15 protein-coding genes and 1 pseudogene are annotated in these 22,948 nt (G+C 60.7%); 5 read left to right on the top strand and 11 right to left on the bottom strand.

Features of this window, described 5'->3' with window-relative positions; translation table 11 throughout:
- Positions 1-140: 140 nt before the first annotated feature.
- Together RBH19_RS03190 and RBH19_RS03185 are read left to right on the top strand one after the other, a co-directional pair.
- A complete protein-coding gene (locus RBH19_RS03190; RefSeq protein WP_306727376.1) occupies positions 141-527 on the top strand; it encodes a DUF4168 domain-containing protein in 387 nt (128 codons plus the stop codon).
- Positions 528-672: 145 nt separating this feature from the next.
- Complete coding sequence (locus RBH19_RS03185; protein WP_306727375.1) at positions 673-1,326, top strand: ankyrin repeat domain-containing protein; 654 nt, start codon at positions 673-675, stop codon at positions 1,324-1,326.
- Between the two features lie 8 nt (positions 1,327-1,334).
- Here the strand turns inward: RBH19_RS03185 and RBH19_RS03180 are convergent, their stop codons facing one another.
- The 10 genes and pseudogenes from RBH19_RS03180 to RBH19_RS03135 all read right to left on the bottom strand — a co-directional run bounded on the left by RBH19_RS03180 (position 1,335) and on the right by RBH19_RS03135 (position 16,519).
- On the bottom strand, positions 1,335-5,024 hold the full coding sequence (locus RBH19_RS03180) for a bifunctional diguanylate cyclase/phosphodiesterase (RefSeq protein WP_306727374.1): 3,690 nt from the start codon (positions 5,022-5,024) through the stop codon (positions 1,335-1,337).
- A gap of 166 nt (positions 5,025-5,190) precedes the next feature.
- Positions 5,191-6,384 (bottom strand): hypothetical protein, encoded by a 1,194-nt coding sequence (locus tag RBH19_RS03175; RefSeq protein WP_306727373.1) that lies wholly within the window; start codon positions 6,382-6,384, stop codon positions 5,191-5,193.
- The gene (locus tag RBH19_RS03170) at positions 6,368-7,738 is read right to left on the bottom strand and encodes an L-serine ammonia-lyase (RefSeq protein WP_306727372.1); all 1,371 of its coding nucleotides are present in this window, start codon (positions 7,736-7,738) and stop codon (positions 6,368-6,370) included. The genes RBH19_RS03175 and RBH19_RS03170 overlap by 17 nt, the downstream gene beginning before the upstream one ends.
- Before the next feature lie 196 nt (positions 7,739-7,934).
- On the bottom strand, positions 7,935-11,132 hold the full coding sequence (gene putA / locus RBH19_RS03165; RefSeq protein WP_306727371.1) for a bifunctional proline dehydrogenase/L-glutamate gamma-semialdehyde dehydrogenase PutA: 3,198 nt from the start codon (positions 11,130-11,132) through the stop codon (positions 7,935-7,937).
- A gap of 378 nt (positions 11,133-11,510) precedes the next feature.
- Positions 11,511-12,752: pseudogene (icd, locus tag RBH19_RS03160) on the bottom strand (isocitrate dehydrogenase (NADP(+))); the annotation flags it as partial.
- Between the two features lie 305 nt (positions 12,753-13,057).
- Positions 13,058-13,513 (bottom strand): NUDIX domain-containing protein, encoded by a 456-nt coding sequence (locus RBH19_RS03155; RefSeq protein ID WP_306727369.1) that lies wholly within the window; start codon positions 13,511-13,513, stop codon positions 13,058-13,060.
- A 40-nt stretch (positions 13,514-13,553) separates the two neighbouring features.
- Positions 13,554-13,934 carry an Hsp15 family ribosome-associated heat shock protein gene (locus RBH19_RS03150; RefSeq protein ID WP_306727368.1) on the bottom strand — a complete coding sequence of 127 codons (381 nt, stop codon included), beginning with the start codon at positions 13,932-13,934 and terminating at the stop codon, positions 13,554-13,556.
- A gap of 199 nt (positions 13,935-14,133) precedes the next feature.
- Positions 14,134-14,658 (bottom strand): chalcone isomerase family protein, encoded by a 525-nt coding sequence (locus tag RBH19_RS03145; RefSeq protein ID WP_306727367.1) that lies wholly within the window; start codon positions 14,656-14,658, stop codon positions 14,134-14,136.
- Positions 14,655-15,476, bottom strand: coding sequence for a DUF1295 domain-containing protein (locus RBH19_RS03140; protein ID WP_306727366.1), 822 nt, complete (start codon positions 15,474-15,476; stop codon positions 14,655-14,657). The genes RBH19_RS03145 and RBH19_RS03140 overlap by 4 nt, the downstream gene beginning before the upstream one ends.
- On the bottom strand, positions 15,473-16,519 hold the full coding sequence (locus RBH19_RS03135; protein ID WP_306727365.1) for an SAM-dependent methyltransferase: 1,047 nt from the start codon (positions 16,517-16,519) through the stop codon (positions 15,473-15,475). The genes RBH19_RS03140 and RBH19_RS03135 overlap by 4 nt, the downstream gene beginning before the upstream one ends.
- 152 nt (positions 16,520-16,671) lie before the next feature.
- Here RBH19_RS03135 and RBH19_RS03130 point away from each other — a divergent pair, with 152 nt between their 5' ends.
- From RBH19_RS03130 to RBH19_RS03120, 3 genes are all read left to right on the top strand, one after another.
- Positions 16,672-17,868: a glycine C-acetyltransferase gene (locus RBH19_RS03130; RefSeq protein WP_306727364.1), complete on the top strand. Its 1,197-nt coding sequence runs from the start codon at positions 16,672-16,674 to the stop codon at positions 17,866-17,868.
- 240 nt (positions 17,869-18,108) lie between these two features.
- Positions 18,109-19,134, top strand: a complete 1,026-nt coding sequence (gene tdh, locus RBH19_RS03125) for an L-threonine 3-dehydrogenase (protein WP_306727363.1) — start codon at positions 18,109-18,111, stop codon at positions 19,132-19,134.
- A 370-nt stretch (positions 19,135-19,504) separates the two neighbouring features.
- Complete coding sequence (locus RBH19_RS03120; protein WP_306727362.1) at positions 19,505-20,779, top strand: M48 family metalloprotease; 1,275 nt, start codon at positions 19,505-19,507, stop codon at positions 20,777-20,779.
- Positions 20,780-20,953: 174 nt separating this feature from the next.
- Here RBH19_RS03120 and sppA read toward each other — a convergent pair whose 3' ends face one another.
- Complete coding sequence (gene sppA, locus RBH19_RS03115; RefSeq protein ID WP_306727361.1) at positions 20,954-22,807, bottom strand: signal peptide peptidase SppA; 1,854 nt, start codon at positions 22,805-22,807, stop codon at positions 20,954-20,956.
- Positions 22,808-22,948: the final 141 nt, after the last annotated feature.

The following is a 22,948-nucleotide window of genomic DNA, read 5'->3' as shown; positions in this document are numbered from 1 at the left end:
AACGGCGGCAGACTCCAATTCACCTTACTTTCATGAATTTCAATGCGTTACAAAACATTCCCCGATTCGGCGGTCTTGGCACGCTGCCTGCATCGAATAAATGCGAATCAATGTCCTTGTACTCTGAACAGGAGAAAACCATGAAGATCCGTAACGTACTCATTTCTTTCATGACCGCCGCCTTCCTCGCTGCCCCCATGGCCATGGCCCAGGGTCAGCAACAGGCCCAGCCCATGCCCCAGCAGCAGGAAGCGCCGGATGTCAGCGATGAGCAGATCAATGCCTTCGTGGACGCCTACGTTGCCGTGAGTGAAGTGCGCGAGGAATACACGGCGCGACTGCAGGAAGCCGATAGTCAGGAAGAAGCCCAGGAACTGCAGCAGGAAGCCAATGACGCCATGACGGCCGCCATCGAAGACAGCGGCCTGAGCATCGAGGAGTACCAGCAGGTGGCCATGGCCGTGAATGCCGACGCCGAAGTGCGCGAGCAGGTCACCACCATGCTGGAAGAACGTGGCGCCCTTTAATCCGTAGCCACGGATAAAAGGCTCGCGAAAGACCCAATCGTCTTTCGGAAAAGCCCCGCTCCGGCGGGGCTTTTTTGTCGCCCGGTTTCGGCTCAAAGCCAAATTGCCGATACTATGCCCTGATCACACTTTTCGGGGAGATGCCATGAGCCCGCAGGAAGAAGCCGTCGTACAGGCGATCCAGGCTCGCGACAGTGAAACGCTGTCCTCGCTGCTCGCCGCGAACCCGGCACTGGCGGATACACGAACGGATGCCGGCGTCAGCGCACTCATGCTGGCGCTGTACACCGGCCAGCGCCGTCTGGCACGGGCCATCGCCGATCATCGCGACGGGCTGGACATCTTCGAGGCGGCGGCGCTGGGTCTGTGTGGTCATATCGAGCGCAGTCTGGAAATGGATCCCGATGCCGCCATGCACGTCAGTGCTGACGGCATGACGCCGCTGCACTTTGCCGCCCGATTCGATCAAGCGGAGGCGACGGCGCTGTTGCTGGAAAGGGGGGCGGCGCCCGACCATGTCAGTGAGAATCCCCTGGCCTTCACGCCACTGCATGCCGCCATTGCCGGCGCCAGTCTGGAAAGTGCGGAACTGCTGCTGGATGCGGGCGCCTTTGTGGATGCGCGCCAGGGTGATGGACTGACCTCACTGATGGCCGCCGCCGCCACCGGGCAGATCGAAATGATCGAATTGCTGATCGACCACGGCGCCAACCGGGAAATGCGCAACCAGAAGGGCTTGCGAGCTGCGGAAATTGCCGTTGATCAGGGCTTTGACGAAATCGCCGACATTCTGGACTGAGATCCGCGTCAGGAGGCCACATCCAGACGGGCCTGCTCCCGCAGCATATCCGCCATGGCGCTGGCCGGAATGGGCCGGCTGAACAGAAAGCCCTGCATTTCCTGACAGCCGCGGTCGCGCAGGAAATGAAGCTGCTCCCTTGTCTCCACCCCTTCCGCACAGATTCGCAGATTGAGGTTATGCCCGAGATCGATCACGGCGCCGGTAATGGCAGCATCATCCGAATCATCGGGAATATCGGATACGAATGACTGGTCAATCTTGAGCTTGTCGATGGGGAAGCGCTTGAGATAGCTCAGACTGGAATATCCGGTACCGAAATCATCAATGCAGAGGCCAACACCCAGGCGACTGAGCTGGCCGAGCATGCGCACGCTTTCTTCCACTTCTTCCATCACCGTGCTTTCGGTCAATTCCAGCTCCAGCAAATCCGGCGGCAGGCCGGTTGCCGTCAGTGCTTCCTGGATATGAGAGCGGATATCACGACGGCGAAACTGCAGCGCGGACAGGTTGACTGAAATGGGCAAAGAAGCCAGACCTTCGTCCATCCAGCTACGCATTTGCTGACAGGCCTCATGCAGAACCCAGTCACCAATCTCGATGATCATGCCGGTCTGCTCGGCCACGGGAATGAATACCGCGGGGGAGATCAACCGCCCTTCATGCCGCCAGCGCACCAGTGCCTCCACTCCCACGATCTCTCCCGTTTCCAGGCTTACCTGGGGCTGGTAATACAACACGAATTCATTGCGCTGGATGGCCCGGCGCAACTGGTTTTCCAGGGACAGTCGTTCCCAGGCCTGAATACTCAGATCGTGGGTAAAGAACTGGAAGTTGTAACGACCACGCTCCTTGGCCTGGTACATGGCCGCGTCGGCATTGCGGATCAGCTCATCCAGATCTTCGGCATCATTGGGATAGAGACTGATGCCGATACTGGGGGTGACATGCAATTCATGATTGCCCACCCGGTAGGGCTGGCCGAGGCTGCTCAGGAGTTTGGTGGCCACCTGTGCCGCCCGGTTGGCTTCCTCGATGCCCGGCAAGAGTACGATGAATTCATCCCCGCCCTGTCGACTGACGGTATCTTCGGCACGGGTATCCCGCTTCAGGCGTCGAGCAACTTCCTCCAGCAGGCGATCACCCACCGCATGCCCCAGGGAATCATTGACGTTCTTGAAGCGGTCAAGATCAATGAACAGAACCGCAAGATAGGTATTGTCGCGTCTGGCCTTGGCGATGGCCTGTTCCATGCGATCCCGCAACAAGGTACGGTTGGGAAGGCCCGTCAAGGTGTCGTAATGGGCCAGATAATTGATCTTCTTTTCAGCTTCCTTGCGCTCTGTGATGTCGGAAATCACACCGTCCAGGTACGTGACACCTTCTACTTCATCATGGATGGCCACCGCACTGTTCAGTGCTACGAAACGGGAGCCATCCCGCCGCAGGAACTCCACCTCCTCATCCCGGTAACCTCCCTGTTCGGTGACCAGCTGCTGGAGCTCACGGCGACGCCCCGGCGACACATAATGAATGGGTGCGGGTACCCGCATCATCTCTTCCGGGCTGTCGTAACCGAACATGCCCGCCAGAGCCGAGTTCACGTACTCCAAATGCCCCGCTGGCGTGCTGCGGTAGATTCCTTCCGAGATATTGTCGGTGATGGAACTCAGTAGACGTCGGTTATGCTCGAGCGCCTCTTCGGTTTCCTGGCGCTCAAAGGCATTACCCAGACTGGCGGCAGCGGCCAGCAATGCAGTGAGCTGGCTGTCAGGCCACAGGCGCTCGCTACGACAATCATCCAGACCAACAAAACCGAAAAAACCTCCCCGCATCATGATGGGCACCAGCAGTAGAGACTGGATGCTCTGTGCCTCCAGCAGTGCCCGGGCCTCGCCGGACAGCTCCCGAGGCCGGGCAATGACCGGTCTTCCGGTATTGAGGCGGTCATACCAGAACTCGGGGAAATCCGCATAGGGAAGATTCTGCATGCGGGGGTTCTCGATCTCGGCGGTAATCCCCTCCCGCACCCACTCATAGCGCATGCTATGGGCGGGCAAGCCACTGGTGGAATGAGGATGGTTGGTAAAGATGTAGGCACGATCCACATCCATGGCTTCGGCAATGGTCTCCAGTGCCTTGTTGACGGACGGGCCGAACTGGCCCGGCGCAATCAGATCATCCAGGCTCCTTGAGATTGCTTCCAGCAGGCGATCCCGATTCTCCAGCTCCTGCTCCCACTGCTTGCGCTCGCTCACATCCTGAAGGAACGCCAGAAAATACCTGGGCTGACCGTCGTGAGCGGCAACGCTGGAAAGACTCATCTCCACCCAGACTGCCCGACCCGACTGTGACTGCAATCGGAGCTCGATCTGAGCAGACTCCTCCTTCCCGTCAAGCAGGTGGGACATTGCCTCGTCCAGAATGGAGACATCCAGCGGATAGACCGAATCCCGCGCTGGACGGCCAAGCAGCTCCGCCTCTGACAGGTCAAGGAGCTCTGGCAGGCGTGGTGGTACCTTGAGCCAGAGACCGTCAGCATCAAGGTGAGTCACCATGATCAGGGAAATCTCTTCGGTCCGCTGCCTTCGGCGTTCGCTTTCACGGTAGGCACGGGTCATTTGATCCGCCAGGGCTTCAGCCCGGGAGCGGGTGAGATAATTTCCCCGAAAGAGAAAGAAAAGCAGAAAACTGATGGAAAGACCGGAAGCGAGAACAGTCCATGGGAACAAGCTGGCCGAATGATGATGGGACAGTTGAATGAGCCAATCCCGGTTGCCCAGCGGGAGAGATTGACTGGCTTCGATCCGATAACCCCGTTGCTCGGCGGGATTGGTGTCAATGATCACACTACCTGCGGCATCGTCGCTGATATCCACGACCCGCAGATGATAATCACCGTGCCAGTCACCCAACTCCCGAAATGCAGCGTCGACACGCAAGACAATCCCGAGCCAGCCGCTGGGCACACCACGCGCCATGGACGCGGCTGAGTACACCGGCACAACGAGTATGAAACCCGCATCGTCGATGGGATCACCGATGGCACCGGGCCGATCTGCCGGAGTGAATACCAGGCGCCCGGAGATGAGCGGTGTAGCCTGTTGGGTCGCAGCCGCCAGAAGCGCCCGGGGTGTCGGATTCTGGCAGGCATCGAAACCGCGTGCGGCCCCGGTATCCAGGGCCGAGTGGGTGAGTACGCAGAAATAACCCAGGCTGGATTCACTGCGGATGCGAAATTCCGGGTAGGCACCGGCTCGCATGTTCGCTTCGAAGCTGTCTGCCTGGTCGCGCGGTACCCGGGTGATGTAATGCAGGCTGGTAATATTCGGATAGTGACGCGCAAGCGACAGGCCGGCGACGAATCGCTCCCAGTCAGAGGCTTCCAGATCATCGATCAATGCCAGCGTCGCACTGCCGGCACGGAGCAGGGAAAAATACCGCCCCATCTGGGTTTCAATCTCGCGGCTGATATCCCCCAGGCGTGCGTGGAGCTCACTCTGCAGCTCCACCCGCTCTGCATCAAGCGCCAGGCGCCAGGCGCCCAGGCTGACAAGCAACATGCCCCCCAGAATCAAGCCGAGGACGAGATTCCTGGGCAGAGTCTGGAAACCGCCCTTGAGCAATAGCAATACCCTGCCCCCCGTCACGGTATCAGCACGGAATGCACCGGCGGCCACTCCCGGCTGCGGCTGCATTCTCCAGACTGGCGATTCATGGGCTCCATATCACTCAGTCTAAAGCATTTCCCGGAGATTTCAGCTCACGGAACCTCCGATTAATCCGTTCGCGCTCAACGCCGACGGGATTCGTCCTCCCGCGAGGCTCCGGCCAGCCCTTGATCCGGGCGCGTGGTGCCGGATCCTACACCACGAAGTCGGAAGCGTTCGCCGGGGCATCCGGGCATTGACCGGACGCCAGCCAGGCCAGGACCATCTCCGTCAGCGCCAATGTTCGGTTACTGATGTCCACGGTCAGGAAATAATGGTCGGCACCCAACTCGACCAGGGTCACACCGCCGGGCATCTTGCTGTGCCAGAGGGGGGCGAGACCGTCACTGGGCCCTTGCCGACTCAGAAGCTGGTAACGATTGCGGGCGGCCTGGGAGACCTGATAACCCATGGGCACGGCGACGTAATTCACCACCAGGACGTGGTCGGGCAGACGGGCCTGTTCAAGACGGGCCTGACTGTCTTCCGTTCTCAATGACTTCAGGCTGGCGAAGGACCAGCCTTTCCAGAGGAAAACGGAACGGGCAAAGAGGTTTCGAGGAAAGCGGGACCAATGATCCGCCAGCGGCGTGCCGCCGATCACCCCTCCGGCATTGATCCAGGCCGCAACCGCTTCCGTTTCTTCCGGCTCAAGCAAATGCCCCAGGGCCCAATGCACCTCGGCCGCCGACTTGCTGGCACTGACGAGAATCAGCTGTTGGGCCCGGCCGTCATACTCGCGCAGAACGTCAGCCAGCACCTGCGCATTCTCTTCCACCGTGCCATCCTGCGGTGTTTCGACAAAACGGTAGGGAAAGCCAATGGAATCCAGCGCCCGGCGAGTACGAGAAAAATCCGCTTCCGTGTGGGCGTGATCCTTGTAGAGCCAACCGGGCATGAAGACCACTTTCCAGTCGTTCGCATCCGGCTCCAGGGATGGCAGGTTGTTGCGGTCGCCCAGTCGCAGATCACGGGAAACCCGGCCGAGACAGGCCTGCCATTCACGGTTGGTCTGATCCTCGAAAACATGGCGCATGAACATCAGGGCGGCCAGGTCCACTGAATCATATCGCTCGGCCACATCGGCCAGGAAGCGCTGATCCATGCGCCCGCTGCCAATGATCTCGTCATAGGACTGCAAACGCTCGTGCCAGCCCTCCGGATGCTCCGCCGGATAATCCTCCACGTAGTAGCGGGCGATCTCCCTGTCCAGCGGCACCATGATGTCCTGGTCGGACAGCTGGCCCCGAGTGGGCACCTGGTCCGGCTGGGCGGTATGGCCGCAGCCCAGAAGCAGGAAGAAAAGTGGAAGCAGGCCTGTCAGGCGGAGGTCAACATTCCGGAACATTGACAGCCAGCCCGCCCAGGGAGGTTTCCTTGTAAATGGACTTCATGTCTTCGCCGGTCTGGCGCATGGTGCGGATGACCTGATCCAGGGAGACCTTGTGCTGCCCATCGCCGCGCATGGCCATGCGCGAGGCGTTGATGGCCTTGAGTGCGCCCATGGCATTGCGCTCGATGCAGGGAATCTGCACCAGTCCGCCCACCGGATCACAGGTCAGTCCCAGGTTGTGTTCCATGCCGATCTCGGCTGCATTCTCCACTTGTTCGAGACTGCCGCCGATGGCTTCGGTAAGACCTGCCGCAGCCATGGAACAGGCCACGCCGACCTCGCCCTGACAGCCCATTTCCGCCCCGGATATGCCGGCGTTCTTCTTGTAGAGAATGCCGATGGCACCGGCCGTCAGCAGGAAGCGGATCACACCCTCCTCCGAGGCATCGTCAACAAAACGATTGTAATAATGCAGCACGGCCGGAATGATGCCGGCAGCACCATTGGTGGGTGCAGTGACCACCTGGCCGCCCGCTGCATTCTCTTCGTTCACGGCCAGGGCGAAGACGTTGACCCAGTCAAGCAGGTCCAGATGCTCATCGGCATTCTGTTCCTGCAGTTCACGATAGAGCCTGGGCGCACGGCGTCGTACTTCCAGCCCCCCGGGCAGATTGCCTTCCACCCGGAACCCGCGCTGGGTGCATTCCTGCATTACCTGCCAGATCGCCAGAAGCTCTTCGCAAACCGTGGCTTCTTCACGCCAGGTCTTCTCGTTCTCCAGCATCAGCTGCCAGATGGAAACCTTATGCCGACGGCATTCGCCCAGCAGGTCTTCCGCGGTACTGAAAGGATGGGGGATGCGGGAACTTTCATCGGCATCCCCATCGCCGTCATCCTCATGCTCACGCACGATGAAACCACCGCCAATGGAGTAGAAGATCTCTTCGTGGAGCAACTGACCATTCGCGTCGAAGGCCACCATGCCCATGCCGTTGGAATGACGAGGCAGGCGTTCATCGTTGTGGAATTCAATCTTCACCGCCGGATCGAAATCGATTTCATGCCGGCCCATCAGAGCAATACGCCGGTCGCCCTTGACCTGATCCAGCATGCCCTCGATGGCGTCCGGATTTACCTCCCTCGGCGTCTCGCCCAGCAGACCCAGGATCACGGCCTTGTCCGTGCCGTGGCCCACACCGGTCAGGGCCAGGGAACCGTATAGCTTGACCACCACATCGCTGGCATCCTCCAGCACGCCCTTCTCCACCATGTCCTCACAAAAAGCCAGAGCCGCCCGCATGGGTCCCACGGTATGGGAGCTGGACGGCCCGATCCCGATCTTGAACATGTCAAAGACGCTGACTGCCACGATGAAAACTCCGTTTTTGAGATGAAAGTGAACAGTTCCCAGTGAACAGCGGGCCCTGCCCACTCAACTGCCCACTGTTTTCTGAATGGCCGTTACCAACCGGAACCAAGAGCGTGCAGAAATCCCGCTGAATCGGTATAGCATTTTCGAGAGCACGGCCCACTGTTCACTTTCATCTGTTCACTGTTCACGTGCCTTAGTCGTCCGACAAGGCCAGCAGGCTGGCGTTGCCGCCGACGGCGGCGGTGTTGATGGTCAGGGTACGCTCATTGGCAAAACGCAGCATGTAGTGGGGGCCGCCGGCCTTGGGGCCGGTGCCGGAGAGGCCCTGGCCACCAAAGGGCTGTACGCCCACCACGGCGCCCACCATGTTGCGGTTCACATAGGCATTGCCCACCCGGATGCGACGCTGAATGTAATCGGCCTCGCTGTCAATGCGGGTGTGAATGCCCAGGGTCAGGCCGTAACCGGTGTTGTTCACCGCCTCGATGACCTTGTCCAGATCCTTGGCCTTGTAACGCACCACATGCAGCACCGGGCCGAACTGTTCCCGCTCCAGCACGCCAATGTCATCAATCTCGATGGCCACCGGTGCCAGGAAGGTGCCGTGAGCGCACTCCGGCCCCAGGGGGGCTTCCTTGATCAGCTTGCCCTTGGTCTTGATCCACTCCACGTGTTCTTTCAGACCCTTGAGCGCTTTTTCGTCAATCACCGGGCCGATGTCGGTACTCAGCAGGCCCGGATCACCCAGCTTGAGGGTGTCCATGTAACCACTGAGGATATCCAGAACCCGCGGCGCGATTTCCTCCTGCAGGAACAGCACGCGCAGGGCGGAACAGCGCTGACCGGCACTGTGAAAGGCCGACTGCACCACGTCGTCGGCCACCTGTTCCGGCAGGGCCGAGCTGTCCACGATCATGGCGTTCTGGCCGCCGGTCTCGGCAATCAGGGTGGGGATCACGCCCTTGCGATCGGCCAGGGTGCGGTTGACCAGCTGGGCGGTCTCGGTGGAGCCGGTGAAGGCGACACCGCTGATGCGTTCATCCGGCGTCACGATCTTGCCGATGGTGCTGCCGCGACAGGGCAGGAAATGCAGCACATCACCGGGGATGCCGGCCTTGTGCAGGAGCTTGACCGCCAGAGAACCGATCAGCGAGGTCTGCTCGGCCGGCTTGGCCAAGACGGCATTACCGGCCGCCAGGGCCGCCGTGACCTGGCCGGTGAAGATGGCCAGGGGGAAGTTCCAGGGGCTGATGCAGACGAACACGCCCTTGCCCGTCAGGCGCAGGGTATTCTTTTCGCCGGTGGGCCCCGGCAGGGGCATTTCAGCGCCGAACTTCTCTTCACACTGGTTGGCGTAATAGCGCAGGAAATCCACCGCTTCGCGCACTTCCGCCACCCCGTCAGGGATGGTCTTGCCCGCTTCACGGGTACACAGGGCCATCAGCTCGCCCATGTGCTCTTCGTACAGGTCCGCCGCCTTGCGCAGGATGGCCGCACGCTCCGTGGCCGGGGTGGCGTCCCAGGCCGGCTGGGCGCGATGGGCAATATCAATGGCCTCGCGAATGGCGTCTTCTTCCGGCTCGTAATACACACCCGGGGAACGCCGATTATCGGTGGGATCCGTGGCACGCACTTCCTTGCCACCGCCATGAATCTTGCCACCGATGATGGCCCGGGCCTCCCAGTGCTGCTGCATGGCCTTGTCCATGGACTCGGCCAGGGGCGTCAGTTCGTCCGGGTCGGTCAGGTTCACGCCGGCGGAGTTTTCCCGCTCCTGGCCAAAGGCGCGATACATGTCCTTGGGCAGGGCAATCTTCGGGTGCGAGAACTGGGTCAGCTTCTCTACTTCGGCCACCGGATCACGGGTGATCTGGCTGACCGGCACCTTGGGATCCATGATGTGATTGACGAAGGAGGTGTTGGCACCATTCTCCAGCAGACGACGCACCAGATAGGGCAGCAGCTCCTTGTGCCGGCCCACCGGGGCATAGACGCGGCAGGAAATGCCCGCGTTCTCGCTCATGACTTCGCCGTAGAGCTCTTCGCCCATGCCATGCAGACGCTGGAATTCATAATCCGTGCTGCCATTGGCCATTTCCAGAATGCTGGCCAGGGTATGGGCATTGTGGGTAGCGAACTGGGGATAGATCAGGTCGCACTCCTGCAGCAGTTTCTTCGCGCAGGCCAGATAGGACACGTCGGTGTTGATCTTGCGGGTGAACACCGGGTAGCCGTGCTCACCTTCCATCTGCGCCCATTTGATTTCATTGTCCCAATAGGCGCCCTTGACCAGGCGCACCGGCATGCGCCGACCCACGTCGGTGGTCAGGGCCTTGAGCCAGTCGATCAGGCGAATGCAGCGCTTCTGATAGGCCTGAATGGCCAGGCCAAAACCTTCCCAGCCTTCCAGGGAGGGCGAACGATACACGCCTTCGATGACTTCCAGGGACAGATCCAGGCGGTCGGCCTCCTCGGCGTCCACCGTCAACTGAATGCCGGCGTCCCGGGCGCGTTCGGCCAGGCGCAGCAGACGGGGGGTGAGCTCGGCCAGCACCGCTTCGCGGTTGGCATATTCGTAACGCGGATGCAGGGCGGAGAGCTTGACCGAGATGCTGTGGGCCTGCCAGATGGTTTCATCCTTGCCCACCGCCTGGCCAGTCTTGTCGATGGCATCGGCATAGGCCTCGAAGTAGCGATCCGCATCGGCCCAGGTCAGGGCCGCTTCGCCCAGCATGTCGAAGCTGTGACGGTAGCTGCGATGTTCCTTGCCGCGAGCCCGCTTGAGGGCCTCTTCGATGGTGCGGCCCATGACAAACTCGAAACCCAGGATCTTCATGGTCTGGCGCATGGCGGCGCGAATCATGGGCTCGCCCAGACGGGCAGTCAGACGGCCCATGAAGCCGGAAACGTCCTTGCGGATACGCTTGTCCACCTTGACGACGCCACCGGTAAGCATCAGGCCCCAGGTGGAGGCATTGACGAAGAGGGAATCACTTTCCCCCAGATGGGAACGCCAGTCGCCGGAGGCGATCTTGTCCTGAATGAGTTTGTCGGCGGTGATGGAGTCCGGCACACGAATCAGGGCCTCGGACAGGCACATCAGTACCACGCCCTCCTGGGAGGACAGATCGTACTGCTGCATGAAGGCGGAAATTCCGCCCTTCTTGCCACCCTTCTTGCGCACCACTTCCACCAGGGATTCCGCCTTGGCCACGATGCGTCGGCGGGTGGCGTCATCCAGCTTCGCCAAGGGCAGCAGACGCTCCATGCACTCGGCCTCGTCGGCCAGGTACAGCTTGTTCATCTCCGCCCGCAAATCGTCCACGGCGGGACGGCCGCGTTCGAAAACGAAGGGGGTGGTTGCCGGCTGGCTGCGTTCGGGTAGTGCCACGATAAGACTCCCGCAAGGTGTTGAATTAATTGAGATAAACCCGACAAGCCCGATGCCGGGACAGACTGATTGAAACCGCTCTCCGCACGACACGCCGCGTCGAATCGTCCGGACAACGGTCAAACCCCCATTCTAGCGGAATGCGCGTCCGCTGACAGCCCGTGCCGCTGTCGACAGTTGTTGGAATTCGACACGCAGGGGTTTGTTCCTGCAGCGGTTTTCTGCTTGCACCGCGTTTGGCGACACGAGCGAGAGAGCGGCGTCTCAAATCCGCATCAGCACCAAGGCAGCTCAAATCAATTCATTCGCGCTCAAAAAAGCCGCCCTCCCCGGAGGGAAGGCGGCTTCCTGTGACAGACTCGAAACCGACGCCAATTACATGTTGGCAATCAGGGCATCGGCAAACTCGCTGGTCTTCACTTCCTTCGCGCCGTCCATCTGGCGGGCGAAGTCATAGGTCACGGTCTTGCCGGCCACGGTCTTCTCGTAGGCCTTCTGCACCAGCTCGCTGGCTTCGGTCCAGCCCATGTAGTCCAGCATCATGGTGCCGGAGAACAGCAGGGAACCCGGGTTCACCTTGTCCTTGCCGGCGTGCTTCGGCGCGGTACCGTGGGTGGCCTCGAACACGGCCACTTCGTCGGAGATGTTGGCGCCGGGGGCAATACCCACACCACCCACTTCCGCGGCACAGGCGTCGGAGAGGTAATCGCCATTGAGGTTCATGGTGGCGAGCACGTCGAATTCGTCCGGACGCAGCAGCATCAGCTGGAACATGATGTCGGCGATGCGATCCTTGATGACAATCTTGCCTTCCGGCTGCTTGCCATCGTACTTGTCCCACAGCTCGTCCTCGGTAATGACCTTGTCGCCGAACTCTTCCTTGGCCACTTCATAGCCCCAGGTGCGGAAGGCACCCTCGGTAAACTTCATGATGTTGCCCTTGTGGACCAGGGTCACGCTCTTGCGGCCCTGCTCGATGGCCCACTCGATGGCCTTGCGCACCAGGCGCTTGGAGCCGAAGGGGCTGATGGGCTTCACGCCCAGACCGGCGTCATCGAAGAAGGTGGCGCCCATTTCATCCCGCAGGAAGGCGGACAGCTTCTTGTTCTCGTCGCTGCCAGACTGGTATTCGATGCCGGCGTAGACGTCTTCGGTGTTCTCGCGGAAGATCACCACGTCGATGTCTTCCGGCTTTTTCAGCGGCGAGGGCACGCCCTCGTAGTACTTCACCGGGCGCACGCAGGCGAAGAGGTCCAGCTGCTGGCGCAGGGACACGTTCAGGGAACGGAAACCCTCGCCCACCGGGGTGGTCAGCGGGCCCTTGATGGCCACGCGCAGATCCTTGATGGCTTCCAGGGTCTCGGCCGGGAAGTAGTCACCGTCGTACTTGGCGGCGGCCTTCTCGCCCATGTACAGCTCGGCCCAGTGAATCTTGCGCTTGCCGCCATAGGCCTTCTCCACGGCGGCGTCCCAGACCTTCTGGCAGGCCGGGCTAATGTCGACGCCGATGCCGTCACCTTCCACCATGCCGACGATGGGGTTGTCCGGCACCTTCAGCTCGCCATTTTCACGCGTGATCTTCTGCCCGCCCTCGGGCAGGACGACATGCTGATAAGCCATGGAGTGCTCCTTGGAGTTTTGACAATACGAAGCCGCCCCCGAGCGCATGGCCGGGGGCGAAAAAACGTCCATTATACCGAAATCCGACCACGATTTCCCGGCGCCGGGCTAGCCGCGAAAACCTTGTAACCACCGAAGACGCCGAAAACACCGAAGAAATTCAAGGGCGAAAAACCGTCAACTACAGAGAACACCGGATGTATGGAGGGTTCAAGCACTTGAGCACTGCCGCTTTACTTTGTCTACGTGCTTGATCTTTCGGGTCTTCTTCGGTGTTTTCGGCGTCTTCGGTGGTTACAAGGTTTTCAGGGCTTGTCCGGCACGGGCAGGGGCCGGACGGGGGCGCATTCGCCCTTGTCGCGCCAGCGCAGGTAGTCGTGCAGGATGAGGCCGTGGTCGAAGGCCAGGGGGGGCGGCTTGGCGGGATCCGCCAGCTGGATGGCCCGAGCGTCGTCACCGGCCCGGGGGGTACCCACGGCACGACCGACATAGGTGATGCTGACATTGTGACCGCGCGGATCCCGGCGGGGATCGGAGTAGACACCGAGCAAAGCCACCAGACGGACATCCAGGCCGGTTTCTTCCCAGACCTCACGCATGGCGGCCCGCTCCACTGTCTCACCCACGTCCACGAAACCACCGGGCAATGCCCAGCCCAGGGGTTCATGGTGCCGCTCGATGAGCACGATCCGCCCGTCATTGCGATCCGGCTTCTCGATGACCACATCCACCGTCAACAAGGGGGTCTGGGGTTTCGGCATGGGGACTCCTGTCGGCCTGTGCGCTTCGAGAATAACAGGATCAATCCTTGCCGGTCATGCGCCGCAACACCCGGCGTTGTTTCTTGTCCGGGCGCCGCTCGGGAATGGGGCGAGCGAGGCGTTCCATCTTGCGGATTTCGGATTCTTTCTCCCGCCGCTCGAGGCTCTCCAGGGTCTCTTCGTAAAGCGTCTCGGCCACCTTTGCCGGGCCGCGCTTCTCGGATAAGCCATGAACGACGAGCTCGAACTGCTGCGGCCCTTTGGTGACACGCACCTCATCCCCGATCTTCAGTCCATGAGCCGGCTTTACCCGATGGCCGTTCACATGCACCTTGCCACCAGCCACGGCCTGCTGCGCCATGGACCGGGTCTTGAAGAAGCGCGCCGCCCACAACCACTTATCGATTCTGACTTCACTCATGGGGACATTCTATCAGGGTGCACGGGATAGTCTGGGCGCTGGAGCGAAACCCTGGAACCACTGAAAACGCCGAAGACACCGACAGTAAAATGCAATCATAGTGGGCCTCAGAGAATATCAATGGCTCGGGGCAAGGGCGGCACCCGTGGCACACAATGGGTCCTTCGGTGTCTTCGGCGTTTTCGGTGGTTCCAGGTTTTCACAGTCCCAGCAGACGCCGCCGGAAGGCAGGTTCACTGGTGTCTTCGCTCATCCAGATTTCGAAGAAGGGGCGAGCGAAATCCGGATCGTCCACCTGGTGGTGAAACTCGCCGTTGAAATAAAAGCGGGTTGGCTGACCCGGCCGGTACCATCCGGTAATGCGGTCACCGTCGGCGACATCGGGAAAGGCCTTCTTCTGCTCCTCCAGCCAGCAATCCTTTAGCTCCTCACAGTGGCCGAGGGCCTGCATTTCCTTTGCGCCCCGCTCGGCAATGTCAGCTCCGTTCAGGCGCCTGGCATAGCGAAAATCCAGCACGAATGGCTCATCCCAACCCCATTCACCGTTGGTGGTCCAAAGGGCACCGTCGTAGACGTGGAAGAGATAAGCCCGCAGACGGGCCGTTCCCTTCACCTGCCAGTCACTGCTTTCACGGATCTCGGCGGGCAGCTCCCCCACTCCGTCTGCATGAAGATTGAAGGGAAACAGGAGCGAAAGCACCAGTGCCGACAATAGGGCTCTCATGATTCTTCCCCCTCGTTCCGAGACATGGAAGTTCTCGGCCGCCCCGGAATCAGAGCGTTGGTACGGCGAACATAGTCGGCGTACTCCGGCTTTCTGTCATTCAGCCCTTTCTCCAGCAGCATGACCCCGGAGAAACGGATGATGGCAAACGTCATCAGGGCCGGGCCGAAGATCGTCCACCAACCGCCGGCGGGCAGACTCATCAGCCAGTAAGCCCACCAGACACAGATGTCACCGAAGTAATTGGGGTGCCGGGTATAGCGCCAGAGGCCACGGTCCATGACCCGCCCCCGGTTGGCCGGATCGGCCTTGAAGCGCGCCAGTTGCCAGTCGCCGACGGATTCGAAGATGAAACCGGTGGCCCAGAGCATCACGGCAATGAGGAAGACGAGCGGCCACGGTCCGCTCATGTCGGGAGCAGCATGGCCGATCACCATGAGGGGCATGGCCACCACCCACATGATCACGCCCTGAAGCACGAACACGGTGAACAGGCTGACCCACCAGAAATGGCCTCGGTGCTTGTCGCGCATTTCCCGATAGCGATAATCCTCGCCATGACCCCAGTTGCGCCAGCTGAGATAGGTTGACAGCCGCAGGCCCCACAGGGACACCAGCACGACGGGAATCAGGGCGATGGCATCGCGACTGCCACTCCACCACCAGAACCAGGCCAGCAGCACGAAGCCGAAGCCCCAGAAGCGATCCACCAGACTGGCGTCCCGAAGCAGGAGGCTGGCAAGCCAGATGAGGAACATAATGCCCAGGGCCACCCCCAGGCCGGCCACCGCGGTCATTGCCACACTGTCGATGATCATTGCTCACCCTCCCCGGGTTTGCGGAAGAGGTAATGGGAGACCCACCACTCTTCCCCTCTCCTGAAACCGAAGAATTCTTCACTGGCCATGAAGAACATGCGCCAGCGGTTGAACCAGATACGGGCCTGCCTCTTGCCGTAGCTGGCTTCCATGATCGGCATCAGCTGCCCGCGCCGGGCATCCTGGTTGGCCAGCCAGGCACCGCAGGTACGGGCGTAGTGACGGCCATTCACGCGCCAGCGCTGTTGCAGACGGAAGTGATCCTGAAAGCGGGCGGGCAGTTCATCGGAGGGCATCAGGCCACCGGTAAAGAAATGGCGTGCCATCCAGTCCCGCTCACCATCGGTTTCGAAGAAGTAGGGGAAATCCCGGTGACAGAAGATATGCATGAACAGCTTGCCCCCGGGCCGCAGCCATTGCCCCACCCGGCGGGTCAGCTCACCCCAGTTTCGCATGTGCTCGAACATTTCCAGGGACACCACCCGATCAAAGTGCTTTGCGGTCTGGAAGTCGTTGATGTCGGCGGTGATGACCTGGAGATTATCCAGGCCGCGTTCACGAGCGCGCTCCTCGATCAAGGCCCGCTGGGAGGCCGAGTTGGACAGTGCCGTGATCCGGGCGGCGGGGTAGTGTTCCGCCATCCACAGGGTGAGAGCACCCCAGCCACAGCCCAGTTCGAGGATCTCCTGCCCGTCGGCCAAATCCGCCCGTTCACAGGACAAGGCCAGCATGGCGGCCTCGGCCTGGGCCAGATCCCTCGTACCCGGCTCCCACAGGCAGCAGGAGTACTTGAGGTGAGGGCCGAGAACCTGCTGGAAGAAGGCGCTGGGAACTTCGTAATGCTGCTCATTGGCGCTGTCCGTGGCGACGGCGATCGGTCCTTCGCGCATGGCGGCCAGAAGGCGTTCAATGGCCACGCTGCGGGTTTCGGCCTGGCTGGGACGCTGACGGTCGGCCCGCTCTCGAAGCAGTTGCCGGATGCCGAATCGGGTAAGCACATCCGGCATGAGGCCTTTCTCGACCAGGGTGATCAACGATTGCATGGTGCCTCCAGAGGGCGAGTTCACTTTCGCCACCTATTATACAATATTTGTACAAAACAGCTACAATTTTTTGCACGCCACTCCCCCGCTGGCCGGGGAAGGCACCCGGACTGTTATAATCCGGAACCTTTCAATCAATCCGGAGGCAGCACGTGAACTCGGACATCCTGGATCATCTCCGCAAGGAACTGGACACGCTCCGCGAGGAAGGCCTGTACAAGGCCGAACGGGTGATCACCACCCCGCAGGAGGCGGAAATCGCCCTGGCCGATGGCAAGCAGGTCATCAACCTCTGCGCCAACAATTACCTGGGCCTGTCCAATCACCCGGAACTGGTCAAGGCGGCCCACCAGGCACTGGACGAGCATGGCTTTGGCATGTCTTCGGTGCGCTTCATCTGCGGCACCCAGGACATCCACAAGGACCTGGAAAAGAAGATATCCGAGTTCCTGGGCCAGGAAGACACCATCCTCTACCCCTCTGCCTTCGATGCCAATGGCGGCCTGTTCGAGACCCTGCTGGGCCCCGAGGACGCGGTGATCTCCGATGAGCTCAACCACGCCTCCATCATTGACGGTATTCGTCTGTGCAAGGCCAAGCGCTTCCGCTATCGCAACAACGACATGGCGGACCTGGAAGCCAAGCTCAAGGAAGCCGACGAGCAGGGGGCGCGCTTCAAGCTGATTGCCACCGATGGCGTCTTCTCCATGGACGGCTACATCGCCGATCTCAAGACCATCTGTGACCTGGCCGACCAGTACAATGCCCTGGTCATGGTGGATGACTGTCACGCCACCGGTTTTCTGGGCAAGGGCGGCCGTGGCACCCATGAACACTGTGATGTGATGGGCCGGGTGGATATCCTCACCGGCACCCTGGGCAAGGCCCTGGGCGGCGCCTCCGGTGGCTACACCTCGGCAAAAAAGGAAATCGTGGAGTGGCTGAGACAGCGCTCCCGGCCCTATCTCTTTTCCAACACCCTGGCGCCGGTCATTGCCCAGACCTCCATCCGCGTGATTGACATACTCTCCAGCGACGACAGTTTCCGTGAACGCCTGTGGGACAACACCCGTTATTTCCGCCAGGAAATGGAGAAGCTCGGCTTTGAACTGCTGCCCGGCGAGACCCCGATCATTCCGGTGATGCTGGGTGACGCCAAGGTGGCCAGTGAAATGGCCGATCGCCTGCTTGCCGAAGGCGTCTACGTGATTGGTTTCTCCTTCCCCGTGGTGCCACGAGGCAAGGCCCGAATCCGCACCCAGATGTCCGCCGGCCTCAGCCGCGAACACCTGGATCGCGCGGTGGCGGCCTTCGCCAAGGTGGGCCGTGAGATGGGTATCATCAAGTAAGAGCAAACATGGGAACCACCGAAGACGCCGAATACACCGAAAAAAAAGAGGAAACGCTTTAGCCCGGAGAAGGCAGAGAACACGGAGAAATTTTTTGTGTCTCAGGTTAGTAACTGGCTGATGAGAGGCGGTTCGCCTGCCGCGTGAACGTCATTTGAATTGCTTTCTGCGTTAATGCTTTTGTTTCTTTCGGTGTCTTCGGTGGTTCCAGGTTTTCAACATGTCGATTAAGGATGACTTATGCGCGCGCTGGTGAAGAAACACGCCGAGGAAGGGATCTGGATGGAAGAGGTGCCGGTGCCGGAGCCGGGGCCGAACGATCTGCTCATCCAGGTGAAGAAGACCGCCATCTGCGGGACGGACATCCATATCTACAACTGGGATGAGTGGGCGCAGAAAACCATTCCGGTGCCCATGACCGTGGGCCATGAGTTCTCCGGTGTAGTGGTGGACATGGGTTCCGAGGTCCGAGGTTATGAGAAGGGCCAGCGGGTCTCCGGTGAAGGCCATATCACCTGCGGCCATTGCCGCAACTGCCGGGCCGGCCGTCGTCATCTCTGCCCCAATACCGTGGGCGTGGGGGTGAATCGCCCGGGCTGCTTCGCCGAGTACCTGGTGATCCCGGCGGAAAATGCCTATCCCCTCCCGGATTCCCTGCCCGACGAGATTGCGGCTTTCCTGGATCCCTTCGGCAATGCCACTCACACCGCCCTCTCCTTCGACCTGGTGGGTGAGGATGTATTGATCACCGGCGCCGGGCCCATCGGCATGATGGCGGCCGGCATTGCCAAGCATGCCGGCGCCCGCCATGTGGTGGTCACCGACATGAACGATTACCGCCTGGATCTGGCCAGAACCATGGGGGCGACACGGACGGTGAATGTGGGCAATGAAAATCTGCGTCAGGTCATGTCCGAGATGGGCATGAAGGAAGGCTTTGACGTGGGTATGGAAATGTCCGGCGCCGGCCCTGCCTTTCGCCAGCTGATTTCCGCCATGACCAATGGCGGCCGGGTGGCCCTGCTGGGCATCCCACCTTCCGACACCGCCATTGACTGGAACGAAGTCATCTTCAAGGGTCTGTTCCTGAAGGGCGTGTATGGCCGGGAAATGTTCGAGACGTGGTACAAGATGCTGGCCATGCTGGATTCCGGCCTGGATATCTCCCCCGTGCTCACCCATGAACTGGGCGCGGATGAATACCAGAAGGGTTTTGACATCATGCGCTCGGGGCAGTCCGGAAAGGTGGTTCTGGATTGGGGGTGAGGTTTGAGTTCTGAGTGCTGAGTTCTGAGTGCTGAGTAGGCAGTGCCGCTCGTTGTCGTTATTCGTCTCATCCATGAGACTCACCCCTCCCTGCGGTCGGGGCCTCGTGCAAAGCACGAGTTCAAATACGCTCCCGACGCATTTGTGTCGTTGTCGTTGTCGTTGTCGTTGTCGGCTTTTCGGCTTTTCGGCTTTCGAGTGAATCGGCAGGCGGCTTTGACGGTTGTCAGGGCGCTTTTTCGGCATTATAGAAACCGGCCTTTTGGCCGGTTTTTTGTTTCCCGATTGAGGGTCTGCTCCGTGCGCTGGCCTGTATTGGCGTGATGAGGGCGGGTGCTAGAATCGGCGAACACCCACTGGAGATGTGATCATGCGTCGACTGTGCACGCCTGCCCTCTTGTTGCTCACTTCCTGGCTGTTGACCGCCTGCGCCGTGAATCCGGTGACGGGGGAGCGGGAATTGCGGTTGATCTCGGAAAGCGAGGAGATCCGACTGGGCGAGCAGAACTACGCGCCGCTCAAGCAAATGCAGGGCGGGGAATATCAGGTCGACCCGGAACTGCTTCGCTATGTGAACCGCGTCGGCCAGCGGGTGGCCCGGGAAAGTGACCGCCCTCGCCTGCCCTACGAATTCACGGTCATCAACAGTGATGTGCCCAATGCCTGGGCCCTGCCGGGCGGCAAGATTGCCATCAACCGGGGCCTGTTGACCGAGTTCGAGAGCGAGGCGGAACTGGCCGCCGTGCTGGGCCATGAGATTGTTCATTCCGCCGCACGCCACAGCGCCCAGCAGATAGAGCGCCAGCTCCTCCTGCAGACCGGTGTCATCGCCATTGCCGCGGCCAGTTCGGACAGCCGCTATGCCGGAGCCATTGTCGGCTCGGCCATGATCGGTGCCGGCCTGATCGGCCAGCGCTTCAGTCGTAGCGCGGAGCTGGAAGCGGACGAGTTCGGCACCCTCTACATGCATCGTGCCGGTTACCACCCGGACGGCGCTGTACAGCTTATGGAGCGATTCGTGCAGCTGTCCGAAGGACGCAACCCGAACTGGCTGGAAGGGCTGTTCGCCAGCCACCCTCCATCCCGTGAGCGGGTGCAGGCCAACCAGCGCACGGCCGCACGCCTGGGGCGTGAGGGCGAATGGGGCCGGGAGCGCTTCGAGCAGGCTCTGGCCACATTGCGGGAACACAAACCGGCCTACGACAAGGCCGGTGAGGCCCGCTCACGCCTGCGTGAAGGTGATACCGGACAGGCATTGCGCTTGGCCCGTGAAGCCCGTGATGCTGTTCCCCGCGAAGCCCGCTTCCATGCCCTGGTGGGCGACATCCACCATCAGCGGGGCGAGACCGACACGGCCCTGGAGCACTATCAGGAGGCCCGCCGGCGGGAAGACGGCTATTTCCATCACCATCTGATGATCGGCCTGCTCGAAGCCGAGCGGGAACGCGACAGCCAGGCCCGAGCGGCCCTCAATCGCAGCCTCGAACTACTGCCTACCGCCACCGCCCACCTGCAGCTCGGCCACATCGAGCGCCGCGCCGGCCAGCGTGCAGCCGCCATCGAGCATTATCGGGTAGCGGCCCAATCCGAATCGGATGCCGGCGGTCAGGCGAGGGAGGCGTTGAGGGAGATGGGGGTTGAGTAACGCCCCGAAACGCCGAAGCTAAAGAGACGTTGAGTCGTTGTCGTTGTCGTTGTCGTAATCGAGATTTTCAGGCGCGTTTAAAAAAGCCGACAACGACAACGACAACGACAACGACAACGAAAAAGCCCCGGCCGCTTTCGCGGCCGGGGCTTTTGGTTTGCCATACCGAATAACTCAGTAATCCCGAATCACGCAGGCATCACAGTAGTAATACAGATGGTTGGGATCATTGAAAGCATCAAGCTGTTCCAGATCCCGTCGCAGTTGTTCCAGCACCCGGCGATGGGGCGCCTGATGCAGGCGGCGTTCGGTGAAATCCAGCATTTCGGCACCTGCGCCACCGAGGAAATCCGCAATCAGCTGCTCTCGCCACGTGGGCTCGCGCTCGCGATAACGGACATGCCATTCATCCAGTTCCGCTAAGGCGGCCGCGCTTTCAATGGCCTGTTCCAGCTTACCCAGATGATCCACCAGGCCGGCACGATGAGCGTCCACGCCGCTCCAGACCCGTCCACGTGCCACGGCATCCACTTCCGAGAGGGACATTTCCCGGTGATGTGCCACCTTCTCGATGAACTCCCGATAACCGTGCTCAATGCCCTGCTGGAGGATCCGGCGCATGGGTTCTTCCATGGTGCGATCGGCACGGAAGGCGCCGGACATCTCCGTAGTACCGACCCCATCAGTGGTGATGCCGATCTTGTCCAGGGTGCCCTCGAAAGTAGGGAACATGGAAAGAATGCCGATGGAACCGGTCACCGTGGTTGGGTGTGCCCAGATCTCATCCGCCGCCATGGAAATCCAGTAACCTCCCGAGGCGGCAACACTGCCCATGGAAGCCACCACCGGTTTGCCGGCCTCCTGCACCAGTTCCAGCTCGCGCAGGATGACGTCCGAGGCAAACGCAGAACCGCCAGGGCTGTCCACCAGCAAAACCACGGCCTTCACCGAATCATCGCGTCGTGCCTCACGAATGAGAGCCGCCGTTGAATCCCCACCCACGGTGCCCGGTGGATGAAACCCATCCATGATCGGGCCCACGGCCGGGATGACGGCAATCTGGCCACCACGACGACGCTTCTTGCGATCCTCCATGGCTTCCAGGTAGTTGCCCATGCTGATCTGGCGGAAACTGCCGTTGTTCTCGTCCTTGCCGGTGACCTCCATGACACGATCCCGCATGGCGTCGCGCGGGAGAAGGGCATCCACCAGACCGAGCTCAAGCGTCAGACGGGCATAATCACCGTCCACCCCCTGAAGACGCTCCGGGAAGCCGTTGATGTAATTCTGGATGTCATCCGACCCCATGCCACGCCGCTCGGCCACATCTTCCAGCCAGGCATCCCACAGGGAGGTCAGATAGGTCAGGCGAGCCTCCCGGTCTTCATCCGACATGTCCGCACGCATGTAGGGTTCAACGAAGGATTTGTATTCACCGACACGGAAGATATTCCACTCCGCGTCCAGCATGTCGATGGCGCCCTTGTAGTAATTGCGATAGGTCTCGAAACCGGTCAGCAACACCATGCCACCCGGATGCATGAAGATTTCGTCGGCCTGGGCAGCGAGGAAATACTGGGACTGGGTAAAGCGATCCCCGAGGGCGTAGACCGGTTTACCGGTGTCCCGAAAAGCACTCAATTCATCGGCGACGGTCTGAAGCTTGCTGAGACCACCACCGTGGAGATTGTTCAGATTCAGCACCAGCGCGCTGACGCGGTCATCATCCGCGGCCAGGCGAATCGCGCGAACCACATCCCGGACCAGAGTCTCCGGCCGTTCCTGACCCATCAGGCGATCCATGGCCCGGTCGACCACAGTACCCGACTTCTGGTCAACGAGCAGACCGGATGGGTTCAGCACCAGCGCAACATCACGCTCCACTTCCGGTTTGTCCGGGGACGAAAAGGCCAACACCAGTATGACCAGAACAACTATCAGGAACAGCAGATTGACGACAACCCGGCGGGTGAGGTCGAATCCGCGAAGCACGCGTCCCAATACCCCGGTTCGTTGTGTATCGCTCATTGAACAATGCTCCCCTTGCGACATCCTTGACGATGCGGGCTCATGCACGTCGCCGTCACATGCACCCCCAATCCGCCCGTGACTTCAGGCCATGCCTGACAAAGCCGGCGGGAAAGAGCTGACTATACCTGCTAGATGGAG

The organism is Natronospira bacteriovora (genome assembly GCF_030848495.1).
Taxonomy (GTDB): Bacteria; Pseudomonadota; Gammaproteobacteria; order Natronospirales; family Natronospiraceae; genus Natronospira; species Natronospira bacteriovora.
Note: the sequence above shows the minus strand (reverse complement) of the source record. Positions and strands in the feature narration are given on the sequence as shown.

Coding starts and splice junctions, on each gene's coding strand:
- RBH19_RS03145 (WP_306727367.1), bottom strand. CDS start 14,658: ATGAGAGCCCTATTGTCGGCACTGGTGCTTTCGCTCCTGTTTCCCTTC.
- RBH19_RS03120 (WP_306727362.1), top strand. CDS start 19,505: ATGCGTCGACTGTGCACGCCTGCCCTCTTGTTGCTCACTTCCTGGCTG.
- RBH19_RS03140 (WP_306727366.1), bottom strand. CDS start 15,476: ATGATCATCGACAGTGTGGCAATGACCGCGGTGGCCGGCCTGGGGGTG.
- RBH19_RS03135 (WP_306727365.1), bottom strand. CDS start 16,519: ATGCAATCGTTGATCACCCTGGTCGAGAAAGGCCTCATGCCGGATGTG.
- RBH19_RS03180 (WP_306727374.1), bottom strand. CDS start 5,024: ATGCAGCCGCAGCCGGGAGTGGCCGCCGGTGCATTCCGTGCTGATACC.
- RBH19_RS03185 (WP_306727375.1), top strand. CDS start 673: ATGAGCCCGCAGGAAGAAGCCGTCGTACAGGCGATCCAGGCTCGCGAC.
- RBH19_RS03190 (WP_306727376.1), top strand. CDS start 141: ATGAAGATCCGTAACGTACTCATTTCTTTCATGACCGCCGCCTTCCTC.
- RBH19_RS03175 (WP_306727373.1), bottom strand. CDS start 6,384: ATGTTCCGGAATGTTGACCTCCGCCTGACAGGCCTGCTTCCACTTTTC.
- sppA (WP_306727361.1), bottom strand. CDS start 22,807: ATGAGCGATACACAACGAACCGGGGTATTGGGACGCGTGCTTCGCGGA.
- RBH19_RS03155 (WP_306727369.1), bottom strand. CDS start 13,513: ATGCCGAAACCCCAGACCCCCTTGTTGACGGTGGATGTGGTCATCGAG.
- RBH19_RS03150 (WP_306727368.1), bottom strand. CDS start 13,934: ATGAGTGAAGTCAGAATCGATAAGTGGTTGTGGGCGGCGCGCTTCTTC.
- tdh (WP_306727363.1), top strand. CDS start 18,109: ATGCGCGCGCTGGTGAAGAAACACGCCGAGGAAGGGATCTGGATGGAA.